This window comes from Parasphingopyxis algicola (assembly GCF_013378075.1).
Classification (GTDB): Bacteria; Pseudomonadota; Alphaproteobacteria; order Sphingomonadales; family Sphingomonadaceae; genus Parasphingopyxis; species Parasphingopyxis algicola.
In genome coordinates this window covers 2,093,726-2,104,875 of record NZ_CP051131.1, presented here as the reverse complement: position 1 = coordinate 2,104,875, position 11,150 = coordinate 2,093,726, and the positions used below count along the sequence as shown (strand labels likewise).

10 protein-coding genes are annotated in these 11,150 nt (G+C 64.6%); 5 read left to right on the top strand and 5 right to left on the bottom strand.

Translation table 11 applies throughout. From position 1 onward, the window contains the following. Positions 1 to 7 precede the first annotated feature (7 nt). Positions 8 to 1,516, bottom strand: a complete 1,509-nt coding sequence (locus HFP57_RS10370; RefSeq protein WP_176869699.1) for an efflux transporter outer membrane subunit — start codon at positions 1,514 to 1,516, stop codon at positions 8 to 10. Positions 1,517 to 1,651: 135 nt separating this feature from the next. Between HFP57_RS10370 and HFP57_RS10365 the strand changes: the two genes are divergently transcribed. Further along, positions 1,652 to 2,266 (top strand): TetR/AcrR family transcriptional regulator, encoded by a 615-nt coding sequence (locus HFP57_RS10365; RefSeq protein ID WP_176869698.1) that lies wholly within the window; start codon positions 1,652 to 1,654, stop codon positions 2,264 to 2,266. Between the two features lie 6 nt (positions 2,267 to 2,272). Here HFP57_RS10365 and HFP57_RS10360 read toward each other — a convergent pair whose 3' ends face one another. From HFP57_RS10360 to HFP57_RS10350, 3 genes are read right to left on the bottom strand one after another with little or no spacing between them, the layout of a single operon-like run. Next, complete coding sequence (locus HFP57_RS10360) at positions 2,273 to 4,159, bottom strand: hydantoinase B/oxoprolinase family protein (protein ID WP_176869697.1); 1,887 nt, start codon at positions 4,157 to 4,159, stop codon at positions 2,273 to 2,275. 12 nt (positions 4,160 to 4,171) lie between these two features. Continuing rightward, on the bottom strand, positions 4,172 to 6,214 hold the full coding sequence (locus HFP57_RS10355; protein WP_176869696.1) for a hydantoinase/oxoprolinase family protein: 2,043 nt from the start codon (positions 6,212 to 6,214) through the stop codon (positions 4,172 to 4,174). Between the two features lie 24 nt (positions 6,215 to 6,238). Further along, positions 6,239 to 7,144, bottom strand: a complete 906-nt coding sequence (locus tag HFP57_RS10350; RefSeq protein ID WP_176869695.1) for a hydroxymethylglutaryl-CoA lyase — start codon at positions 7,142 to 7,144, stop codon at positions 6,239 to 6,241. 65 nt (positions 7,145 to 7,209) lie between these two features. Between HFP57_RS10350 and HFP57_RS10345 the strand changes: the two genes are divergently transcribed. Together HFP57_RS10345 and HFP57_RS10340 are read left to right on the top strand one after the other, a co-directional pair. Next, on the top strand, positions 7,210 to 8,391 hold the full coding sequence (locus tag HFP57_RS10345) for a CaiB/BaiF CoA transferase family protein (protein WP_176869694.1): 1,182 nt from the start codon (positions 7,210 to 7,212) through the stop codon (positions 8,389 to 8,391). Between the two features lie 283 nt (positions 8,392 to 8,674). Further along, positions 8,675 to 9,304: an isochorismatase family protein gene (locus tag HFP57_RS10340; RefSeq protein WP_176869693.1), complete on the top strand. Its 630-nt coding sequence runs from the start codon at positions 8,675 to 8,677 to the stop codon at positions 9,302 to 9,304. Here the strand turns inward: HFP57_RS10340 and HFP57_RS10335 are convergent. Beyond that, positions 9,280 to 9,921 carry a GntR family transcriptional regulator gene (locus HFP57_RS10335; RefSeq protein ID WP_176869692.1) on the bottom strand — a complete coding sequence of 214 codons (642 nt, stop codon included), beginning with the start codon at positions 9,919 to 9,921 and terminating at the stop codon, positions 9,280 to 9,282. The genes HFP57_RS10340 and HFP57_RS10335 overlap by 25 nt on opposite strands. Positions 9,922 to 10,019: 98 nt before the next feature. Here HFP57_RS10335 and HFP57_RS10330 point away from each other — a divergent pair, with 98 nt between their 5' ends. Both HFP57_RS10330 and HFP57_RS10325 read left to right on the top strand, forming a co-directional pair. Then, positions 10,020 to 10,754, top strand: a complete 735-nt coding sequence (locus HFP57_RS10330) for an aspartate/glutamate racemase family protein (RefSeq protein WP_246263056.1) — start codon at positions 10,020 to 10,022, stop codon at positions 10,752 to 10,754. After that, on the top strand, positions 10,751 to 11,140 hold the full coding sequence (locus HFP57_RS10325; protein WP_176869691.1) for a nuclear transport factor 2 family protein: 390 nt from the start codon (positions 10,751 to 10,753) through the stop codon (positions 11,138 to 11,140). Before HFP57_RS10330 ends, HFP57_RS10325 begins: the two co-directional genes overlap by 4 nt. The last annotated feature ends 10 nt before the right edge of the window (positions 11,141 to 11,150 follow it).

Below are 11,150 nucleotides of genomic sequence, written 5' to 3'. Positions count from 1 at the left end.
CGAAATATCAGGAACCATCTGTTTCTCCATCGGTCGGGCGGTCGACAAGCGGAATATCGGGCGTCGCGGCGGTCTCGGTCCAGCCGCCGCCCAATCCGCGATGGACGGCGAGGCGGGCGAGCGCGACATCGCGTCCGGCGCCGGAGAGCGAGGAGCGGACCTGGTAGAGATTGCGCAAAGCGTCGAGATAGTCGGTGAAGGCGGATACGCCCGCGGCATAGCGTTCGGCCTGCAGGTTCGCCGAGGCTTCGGCCTCCTGGAGTTGGGCGAACAGAAGCGCGTAACGCTGCCGCTGTTCCTCATAGTCTTCGAGCGCGGCCGTCACTTCGCGATAGGCGGTCAGCACGGTTCGCGCATAGCTCGCCGTCTGCTGCGCATAGCGCGCTTCGGCGACATCGATATTGGCGCGGATCCGGCCGCCCTGGAACAGCGGTGCGGTGAGGCTCGCCCCGAGGTTGAGCACCCAATTGTCGAGGATGTCGAAGACGCCCGACGGGCTGTCGCTCTGGGTGCCGAGCGTGCTGGACAGCGAGAGCGACGGGAACAGCTCGGCGCGGCGGGCGCCGACCCGGAACCGTGCCGCCTCGAACCGCTGCGCCGCGGCGGCGACGTCGGGGCGCTGTATCAGGAGATCGGCCGGGAGGCCCGTCGGGATCGGATCGAATACGAGCTGCGGCGCCAGCCGGTCGCCGAGCTCGGCGCGCAACGTTCCCGCATAGCGCCCCAGCAGCACCGCGAGCCGGCCTTCGGCATCGGTCAGCTGGCTCTCGCGCTGCGGCAGCGCGGCCTGCGTATTCCGGTAATCCTGGCGCAGCTGGTAGAGTTCGAAGGACGAGACCAGCCCGCGATCATAGCGCCGCTCGGTGTTTTCGACGCGGTCCTGCAGGATGTCGATCGTCGCTACGGCGAGCGCGATCTGCGCGCGCAGGTCGACGACTTCGAAATAGGTGGAGATGGTTTCGGCAAGGGCGCCGAGCCGGGCGGTGCGCAGATCGGCCTCGGCGGCGACGAGATCGGCCCGGGCGGCGCGGGCGTCGTTGCGGACCCGCCCCCAGAAATCGAGTTCATAGGCGAAATCGAGCCCGGTCGAATAGGTCTCGTTGGTCAGCCGGGTCGCACCACCGCCGAAGCCTCCGAAATTGGTGCCGGCGAGCGGCGTGTCCGAATAGTTGGCGCCGGCCGACGCGTTGACGCTCGGAAAACGGTCGGCGCCGGCGATACGCGCCTGGGCGCGCGCCTCCTCGACCCGTGCCGCGGCTTCGGCGATATCGAGATTGGCGAGCAGCGCCTCGTCGACGAGGCGGTTGAGCGTCGGATCGTTGAAATCGTGCCACCAGTTCAGCGGTTGCGCGGCGCCGAGCGACTCTCCTTCGGCATAACCCGCCGGAAGCTCGGCCACCGGCGCCGGCAATCGCTCGGGCGGCGAGAAATCGGCGCAGGCTGTCAGCGACCCGGCCATCGCCGCAATACCGACAAGTGGAAAACGCGTAATCACACCGGCTGCCCATAGAAGCATTGAAAGTTGCGGCGCTCCTGTGCCATATCTGATTTTGAACGGCAACGTTTAAAAATACGCAAGCGTTCATTAAATACGCTCAATCGAGAGGACTGATCGATTAACGCTACATCCTGCCTGCCTCCGGAAACCCCGATGCGGCCGTCTTCGCTGCGCAAGATCGATGCGATCCTCGACGCGGCCCGACAGGAATTCTTCGCGCACGGCCTGGGCGAGGCGACGATCGAGGCGATCGCCCGCCGGGCGGATGTTTCCAAGGTGACGATCTACAACCAGTTCGGCGGCAAGGATGCGCTGTTCTCGCAGGTGATCCACTCGGAATGCCAGCGGATGCGCGGGGTGATCACGGCCAAGGCGGCGGGCGATGCCTCGCTGCGCGAAACGCTGCTGTCCTTCGGCGAGGTCATGCTGACGATGCTGACCAATGCCGAAGTCGTCCGGTTCGAGCGGATTCTCGCCGCGGAAGCGGGCCGCGATCCCAAGATCGGCGAGCGATTCCTGGCATCGGGACCGCGCGTGATGCGCGGGACGCTGGCCGAGATATTGGCGGAAGCGGCCGAACGGGGCGAGCTGGAGCTCGACGATCCCGAACTCGCGGCCGAGCAACTGGGCGCGATGATCAAGGGCTTTCTCGACGTCGAGCTGCGCTTCGGCCAGTCGCCCGACGTTTCCGCAGAGGCCCGCTCGGCGCGGATCGAAAGCGCCGTCGACACGTTCCTCCGCGCCTACGGGACGCGGACGCTAGCCTGATTTCGCCTATTCGGCGGCTTCCGCATAGGCATGCGCTTCCCAGACCGGCTGTTTCGGCGCGGGGAGGCCGGTCTCTTCCTCGCAATTGGCGCGCAAGGTTTCGATATCGGGGCCCGCATTGAACAGCGTGTCGTTCGCGCCGCGCTGCTCCTTCATTTCCGCACGCAGCGTATCGGTCGCGTCGGCATCCACCTTGCCCTTCGCATCGGCGACGACGCCATAGGCGCGGGCGCCTTCGGGCGTCACGAGCCCCTGGCGGATTTCGAGCCCGACCAGTTCGGGGTCGCGCTCGAGAGGGTCGCCCCAGCCGCCGCCGCCCCAAGTGATGAAGTGCAGGAGATCGCCTTCCTCCACCTCGACGCCGTCCTGCTTGTTGCCGACGATCTCCTCGCTGCCGTCGGCGCGTTCGAGAATTTTCGTCGCGCGCCGGCCCGGTTCGCCGCCATTGACGCCCCAGGGATAGGTGAACCAGCGATCGTCATGGATTGCGACCGTGCCGGGCTCGAGGAAGCGATAGGTCATCTTGATGCCGTTGCCGCCGCGATGCAGGCCCGCCCCGCCGCTGTCGGCGAGCGCCTCGTAGCGCTCGATCCGCAGCGGGAAATAGCGTTCGAGAAACTCGTTGGGGACGTTGGTGAAGCCCGGCCAGAGCGAATGGCCGTCGGGCCCGTCGCCGAGCGGCCGGCCCGGTATCCCGCCGAAACCGATCTGGAACAGCTGGAACCAGTCGCCCTTCTTGTCGAAGCCGGAGAACATCAGATGCGGGCTCGACGAGAAGCCGGCCGCGTTGAGGAATTCGGGCGTCCGCTGGCCGAGCAGGCCGCCCAGAATATCGAAGATGCGGCCCAGCGCATGGGTGCGCCCGGCGAGCGCAGCCGGATATCTGGGCTTGAGCAGCGATCCCTCGGGAATGCGGACCTCGATCAGGTCGTAAAAGCCGTCGTTGAACAGGATCTGCGGGTCGAAGACCATGATCATGTAGATGCCGAAGAACATCTTGAACATGTTCTCGTTCAAGTAGAAATTGATCGAGCTCGGCGCCTGCGGGTCGGTGCCTTCGAAATCGAGGATCACCTTCTCGCCCTCGCGCCACATCGTGCAGCGGATCTTGTACGGGCCGTTCCCGACGCCGTCGTCGCAGATATAATCGGTGAAGCTGACCTTCTCCTCGCCGATCGATTCCGCGATCAGCGCCTTCATCGCGCGGTAATTGCGTTCGAGCAGCAGGTCGGTGGCCGAGGCGAACATGTCCTCGCCGAACCGTTCGCACATCTCGTCGACGCGGCGCGCGGCGACCCGGCACGAGGCGATCAGCGCGTTGAGGTCGGCCGCGCACCAGTCCGGCTTGCGGCTCTGGTGGAGGACGAGTTTGACGAGATCCTCGTTATATTCGCCCTGTTTGTAGATCTTGACCGGCGGGATGCGGACGCCTTCTTCATAGACGCTGCGGCTGTCGATCGGGATGGAGCCCGCGACCTTGCCGCCGATGTCCGACTGGTGGCCGAACATCGCCGTCCAGGCGACGGGCCGCCCACCGCGGAACACGGGCAGAAGCACGAGCCAGTCGTTATTGTGGCTGACCGCGCCCTCGCAGCTATAGGGATCGGAGAGGAAGATCATGTCGCCTTCCTCGATTGTGCCGTCATAGGCGCGCAAGAAGCCGTCGATGAAGCTGCCGAACTGGCCGACGATCATCTTGCCGCCGCGATCGGCGATCAGCGGGAAGGCGTCGCCCTGTTCGCGGATACCGGGCGACATGGCGGTGCGCACGAGCGTCGCATCCATCTCGATCCGCGCGTTGCGCAGCGCATTTTCCATGATGTCGAGCGTCACCGGATCGACATCGACGGTGGCGAAGGGGGCGGTGTTGGTTTCGATTATCTGGGCTGGCATCGCGCGCCTCCTCTAAGCCGGGTTGATCAGCAGGTTGCCATGATCGTCGACGCGCGCTTCATGGCCGTTATAGATGAGCGTCGTCGAATCCATCTCGGTGACGACCGCGGGTCCGGGGATGATATCGCCCGCGCGCAGCTTCGCGCGATCGTAGATCACCGCGGGCCGCATCTCGCCCTCCATGTAAAGCTCGTGATCGCGCAGCTTGGCGGCGGACGGATCGCCGTCGCCCTTTTCGATCGTCTCGGCCGCGACATTGGCCGCCTTGCCGAGCGCGACCGCGCGGATGTTCACCAGTTCGTGCGGCAGCGAGAGGTTGAAGGTGAAGAGCCGCTCATGCTCGGTATCGAATTCGCCGGTCAGCGCCTGAATCGAGAAATGCTCGGGATCGAGCGAGAGCGGGATTTCGAAGGCTTGGCCCGAATAGCGGATATCGACCTCATATTTGAGTTCGACATCGCCGGGCTCTACCCCCTCGGCGACCAGTTCCTCGCTGACCTGCGCGCCGAGCTCGTCGAGCAGCGTCTTGAGGTCGGCATCGCTCGTATTCTGCGCGAGCGTATTGAAGCTGCGCTGGGTCTCGACCCGCTGCCGCGTCGTCGCGTCGCCATAGGCGCACAGCACGCCGGGCGAGGGCGGAATGATGACCGGCCAGCTGCCCATCAGCTTGCCCATCGCATTGCCGTGGAGCGGCCCCGCGCCGCCGAACGCCATCAGCGCGAAATCGCGCGGGTCGTAACCCTGCTGCACCGAGACGAGCCGGAGCGCGCCGAACATATTCTCGTTGACGATATCGATGATGCCGGCGGCCGCCTCCATCAGGCCGATATCGAGCGCATCGGCGATCGTCTGGACGGCGGCTTCCGCGCCCTTGCGGTCGAGCTGGAAGCTGCCGCCGAGCAAAGCCTCGGGCAGATAGCCGAGCACGACATTGGCGTCGGTAACGGTCGGTGCCTCGCCGCCCTTGCCATAGGCGACCGGGCCGGGCACCGCGCCCGCGCTTTCGGGGCCGACGCGCAGCGCTTTCGTGAGTTCGGGCACGAAGGCGATCGAGCCACCGCCCGCGCCCACCGTCTTCACGTCGACCGAGGAGGCGCGGACGTTGAGATCGCCGACCGAGGTTTCGCGCTGGAGCCGCGCCTGGCCGTTCTCGATCAGCGCTACGTCCGTCGACGTCCCGCCCATGTCGAGCGTCAGGACATTTTCGACGCCGGCATTTTTCGCGACCCAGACCGCGCCGGCAACGCCGCCCGCGGGGCCGCTCATCAACAGGTTGACCGGCGCCGCGCTGCTCTTGTCGGCCGACATCAGCCCGCCGTCCGAGCGCAACAGGTTGAGCTTCGCCGTCGCGCCCCAATCGGCGATCTCGTCCTTGAGGTTGCCGACATAGCGGGCGACGGTCGGGCGCACCGCGCTGTTCGCGACGGTCGTCACCGCGCGCTCATATTCCTGCATTTCGGGCAGGATATCGGCGGAGACCGACACCGGGAGATCGGGAAAGACCTCGGCGCAGATTTCGGCGACGCGCCGTTCATGCGCGTCGCTAACGTAGGAATTGATCAGGCAGATCGTCAGCGCTTCGATCTCCTCGTCGGCCTTGAGGGTATCCAGGCGTTCCCGCAGGGCGGACTCGTCGAGCTCGCGGACGACCGATCCGTCGGCGCCGATCCGTTCGGGCACTTCGATCGTACATTCGAGCGGCGCCATGGGTTCAGGCTTGGGCCAGATGATCCAGGCGGCAAGCCCGCCTGGCACCAGGCTCCGCGCGATCTGGAGGATATCGCGATAGCCCTCGGTGACGACGAGCCCGACCCGGGCGATCTTTCCTTCGAGCACCGCATTGGTCGCGACCGTCGTGCCGTGGAGGAAGAGCGAGAGCGCGGCCGGATCGATATTCTCGCGCTCGCACAGCGCCTTGGCGCCGTTGACCACCGCTTCGGACGGGTCGTGCGGCGTCGAGGGGAGCTTGTCGCGGACCGTATGGCCGGTTTCCTCGTCGATGATCAGCAGGTCGGTAAAGGTGCCGCCGACATCGCAGCCCAAACGGTAGCTCATATGGTCCTATCCCCTCATTAATCCTTATGCGGCCCGCGCGACGAGCGACGGGAGCTCGCGGCCCATCACGGTCGCGAACCAGCGATTGCAGGCTATGGCCTTGCCGAGATCGACGCCGGTATCGATGCCCGATTTCTCCAGCAGGTAGACGACATCCTCGGTCGCGATATTGCCGGTCGCGTTGGGCGCGAACGGGCAGCCGCCCAAGCCGCCGAGCGACGCATCGATCGTCTCGACCCCGGCTTCGACCGCGGCCCAGGCGTTGGCGATGCCGGTGTTGCGCGTGTCGTGCAGATGGGCACGCAGCGGGATCGAGGCCGGTATCGCCTCGCGCACCGCACCGGCCAGGTCGGTCATCTGCTGCGGCACGCCGACGCCGATCGTGTCGGCGATCGCGATCTCCGCCGGTTCGGCTTCGGCCATCGCTTTCGCCATGTCGACGACGCGGCTTTGCGGTACATCGCCTTCGAACGGGCAGCCGAACGCGGCCGAAATCGTCACCTGCGCGATCATGCCTTCCGCCTTGGCGAAACGGATCATGTCCTTGTTCTCGGCGATCCCCTCGGCCATCGTCTGGCCCTGGTTCTTCTGGCCGAACGTGTCGCTGGCGACGACGACGCAGCCCACTTCGTCGACCCCGCGCTTGCCGCCCTCGCGTGTCGCGAGCGCGCGCAGCACGCCGCGCTTGTTGAGGACGAGGCCGATATAGCTGGCGTCTTCATGGTTCGGCAGCGCGGCGATAACCGCCTCGGCGTCGGCCATTTGTGGGACGCGCTTGGGATGGACGAAGCTCGCCACCTCGAAGCGGCGCATGCCCGCATCATACATCGTCTCGATCAGCGCGATCTTGTCGGCGGCCCGGATGATCTCGGGCTCGTTCTGCAACCCGTCGCGCGGGCCGACTTCCACCAGGCGGACTTTTTTGGACATCGCTTTTGTATACAAAGAGGGTATCGGCTTGTATAGCCGTTCCATCGCTGAAGGAGAACAGGGGCATGGCGCAAGGCGCATTGGACGGGCTGCGACTCATCGAAATGGGCCAGCTGATCGCGGGCCCCTTTTGCGGCCAGCTGATGGCCGATCACGGCGCCGAAGTGATCAAGATCGAGCCGCCCAAGGTCGGCGACGCGATGCGCGCCTGGGGGCAGGGAATCCCGCTCTGGTTCTCGGTCGTCGCGCGCAACAAGAAGTCGATCACGCTCAACCTGCGCGAGAAGGAAGGGCAGGAAATCGTCAGGAAACTGGCGGCGAAGAGCGATTTCCTGCTCGAGAATTTCCGCCCCGGCACGTTGGAGAAATGGAATCTCGGCTGGGACGAACTCCATGCGATCAACGAGGCGCTGATCATGATCCGGGTGTCGGGCTATGGCCAGACGGGCCCCTATTCCGCGCGCGCCGGTTATGGCGGGATCGGCGAGGCGATGGGCGGCATGCGCCATATCGCAGGCGAACCGGACCGGCCGCCGAGCCGGGCGGGCCTGTCGATCGGCGATTCCCTCGCCGCCACCTATGCCTGTCTCGGCGCGATGATGGCGCTCAACCATCGCCACAATACGGGCAAGGGCCAGGTCGTCGATTCGGCGATCTACGAGGCGGTGCTGGCGATGATGGAATCGACGGTCCCCGAATATACGGTCGCCGGCCATATCCGCGAACGGACCGGTTCGATCCTCCCCAAGGTCGCGCCGTCCAACGTTTATCCGACGAAGGACGGCAGCGTCCTCGTGGCGGGCAATCAGGACAGCGTCTGGAAGCGCATGGCGGCGATGATGGGGGTGTCCGAACTGGGCGACGATCCGCGCTATAACAGCCATATGGCGCGCGGCGAGCGGCAGGCCGAGCTCGACGAGCTGATCGGCGAATGGACGAAGGAGCGAACCAGTGCCGAGGTGTTGACCCTGTGCGAGGAGCATGGCGTGCCGGCCGGCAATATCTATCGCGCGCCCGAAATGCTCCACGATCCGCAGTTCCAGGCGCGCGAGGCGCTGATCGAGGTCGATCATCCCAAGCACGACAATTTCGTCATGCAAAATGTCGCGCCGAAACTGTCGGAAACGCCGGGCAAGGTCGAATGGGTCGGGCCGGAACTCGGCCAGCATAACGAGGCGGTCTATGGTGAGCTGCTCGGCATGGATTCGGCGACTCGCGCGGATCTCGAAGAGCGCGGGATCATATGAAACTCGGCACGTCCGCTGTCTTCCGTCATGCTGAACCCGTTTCAGCATCCACTCCTCGCCTAGCGACGACGGCGCCGATGGAAGAGTGGACCCTGAAATCAGTTGGCGATTGTGCCCCTCGGACAAGCACTGTCATTGCGAGGAGGCCCGAACTCGTTTCGGGGCGACGCGGCAATCCAGAGCGTATCGCGCTAGGCTCTGGATTGCTTCGCTACGCTCGCAATGACGGTGCTTGTCCTACAGAAACAATCGCCACGCGCTTTCAGGGTGACGGCTCAGGATTATGACCGAACTCGACGAGGATTATGCCAGGGCCGGTTTCAACAAAAGCCTCGGTTTCGGTGAGCGTCCCGTCCTACTCGTCATCGATTTCGTCATGGCCTATCTCGATCCGGATTCGCCGCTCCATGCGGGCGTCGAAGCCGAGCTGAAGGTCAATGAAAAGCTGGTCGCCGCGGCGCGGGAGGCGGGCGTCCCCGTCATCTGGACCAATGTCGAATATGAGCCGGGCGGGGCGGATGGCGGCCATTTCTACCGCAAGATCGCCGCGCTCAAGGTGTTCGACCGGGGGAGTCCGCTCGGCGCCTTTCCGCCCTCGCTGCAGCCGGCGCCGGGCGAGCGCATCGTCACCAAGCAATATCCGAGCGCCTTTTTCGGCACCGGCTTCGCCGAAACGCTGCGCGCCATGGACGTGGATTGCTGCGTAATCACCGGACTGTCGACCTCGGGCTGCGTCCGCGCCTCGACGCTCGACGCGCTCCAGCACGGCTTCATTCCGCTCGTCGTGCCCGAGGCTTGCGGCGACCGGGACGCGGCCGTGCACGACGCCAATATCTTCGATCTCAGGGCCAAATATGCCGACATGCTCAGCGTCGACGAAACGCTCGCCTATTTCTCGCGCTTGAGCGCCTGAGCCGCCTCCTCGAACACGTGGAAGGCGCGCCGGATATGGCTCGTCATGACCGAGCGCGCCCATTCCCCATCGCCACGCTCGATCGCGTCGACCAATTCGCGATGCTCGAACAGGCTGCGCTCGAACTGGCCCTTGTCGTAGACCCGCGCGGTGCGGTGGACGATCGGCTGGCTGACGAGGCGGGCGAGCATGGTCGCGAGCCGGTCCGATCCCGCGCCCGCGATGATCTCGGCATGGAAATCGGCATTGTGATCGAGGAACGTGTCGACATCGTTGCCATTGCCCGCTTTGTCGACAATTTCGCGCAGGCGCGCGGCCAGCGCCGGGCCGCCGACCGTTGCGGCCCGCGCCGCCGCATGGCCTTCGAGCATCGCGCGCAGGGTGAATATCTCGTCGATATCCTCGACCGACTGGTCGGCGACGAAGCTGCGCTGGCTGTCGCTGCGGATTACGAAAAACTCGGCCTCCAGCCGCCTCAGAGCGTCCCGGATCGGGGTCCGCGACACGCCGATCCGCTCGGCCAGCTCCTCTTCCTTGAGCTGCTCGCCCGGCGTGAGCGTCCCGTCGAGGATCAGCGACCGGATCCCGGAATAGGCCTTATCCGCAGCGCTCGACATCAATGGCTTGTTCCCTTCGATGAAAATTGTATACAAAACCGGTGCCGGCAGCTAGATATATAGATTAGCCGACCAACGAGGCAGCATAAGGGGGTTGTGTGAAACGCATCAAGGTCATCGTTCCGATCCCGATGGACGACGCCGGCGTTGCCAATCGCGCCGAGCAGTTGCCGCCGCCGCTGGTCCGCGACGGTTTCGAGCCGGTTTTCGAGGCGGTGCGCTGGGGCGCTGCGCTCGGCGACAGCTATCACGACATGTTGCTGATGGACTGGACGGTGTTCCAGGCGGGGATAAAGGCCGAGGAAGAAGGCTTTGCCGGCGTGCTGATCGACACGGTCAGCGATTCCGGGCTGCGTGCGCTGCGCTCGCGCCTGTCGATCCCGGTCGCCGGGCCCGGCGAAAGCGCTTTCTACGCGGCGTGCATGATGGGCAAGAAATTCTCGATCCTCACCATGTGGGACGAATGGTTTCCGCTCTACGAGAAGACGATTACCGAATATGGGCTGGAGAAGCGGCTTGCATCGATGCGCTCCATACAGACGCGGCCCGACGTTACCGAACTGCTCGCGGGCAAGGAAGAGGTGATCTTCGGCAAGCTCGAGGAAGCGGCGGCGCGCTGCATCGAGGAGGATGGCGCCGATGTCATCGTGCTTGGTTCGACGACGATGCACCAGTCGGCCGCGCATCTCGATTCCAACCTGCCGATCCCGGTCATCAATCCCGGTGTCGTCGCCTACAAGATGCTCGAAACCTTTATCGAACTGGGCCTCACGCACAGCAAGAAGGCCTTCCCGACCCCCGAAGTTCCCAAAGATGCGGAGATCGCCGGATGAGCAATCCCTATCCCTATTATGTCGACATCGTCACCAAACGCTATTTCGACGGCGTCGACAACAAGCGCATGGATCAGGTGCTCGACTGTTTCCACCCCGACGCCGTGCTCCATGAGATGACGTCGGACACCAAACATGACGGGATCGACGCGATCCGCACCATGTTCGAAGGGCTGTTTTCGACGAACGGTAGGATCTGGCACGGCAATTTCGTCCATACCGTGGATCGGCAAGAAAATGCGGTCTGCTCGCAATTCACGGTCGAGATCGAGCCCAATGAGCTCGGCGAGGAGCTCGTCTACCAGAATTGCAACCGCTTCTACCTCAAGGGCGACAGGTTCCAGAATGTGTACGTCTATATGAGCGGCGACAATCTGTTGAAATAGGGGAAACGGG

Bases quoted from the DNA above. Each gene is read 5' to 3' on its own strand.
- HFP57_RS10350 (WP_176869695.1), bottom strand. From the start codon at position 7,144: ATGTCCAAAAAAGTCCGCCTGGTGGAAGTCGGCCCGCGCGACGGGTTG.
- HFP57_RS10340 (WP_176869693.1), top strand. From the start codon at position 8,675: ATGACCGAACTCGACGAGGATTATGCCAGGGCCGGTTTCAACAAAAGC.
- HFP57_RS10335 (WP_176869692.1), bottom strand. From the start codon at position 9,921: ATGTCGAGCGCTGCGGATAAGGCCTATTCCGGGATCCGGTCGCTGATC.
- HFP57_RS10355 (WP_176869696.1), bottom strand. From the start codon at position 6,214: ATGAGCTACCGTTTGGGCTGCGATGTCGGCGGCACCTTTACCGACCTG.
- HFP57_RS10360 (WP_176869697.1), bottom strand. From the start codon at position 4,159: ATGCCAGCCCAGATAATCGAAACCAACACCGCCCCCTTCGCCACCGTC.
- HFP57_RS10365 (WP_176869698.1), top strand. From the start codon at position 1,652: ATGCGGCCGTCTTCGCTGCGCAAGATCGATGCGATCCTCGACGCGGCC.
- HFP57_RS10325 (WP_176869691.1), top strand. From the start codon at position 10,751: ATGAGCAATCCCTATCCCTATTATGTCGACATCGTCACCAAACGCTAT.
- HFP57_RS10370 (WP_176869699.1), bottom strand. From the start codon at position 1,516: ATGCTTCTATGGGCAGCCGGTGTGATTACGCGTTTTCCACTTGTCGGT.
- HFP57_RS10345 (WP_176869694.1), top strand. From the start codon at position 7,210: ATGGCGCAAGGCGCATTGGACGGGCTGCGACTCATCGAAATGGGCCAG.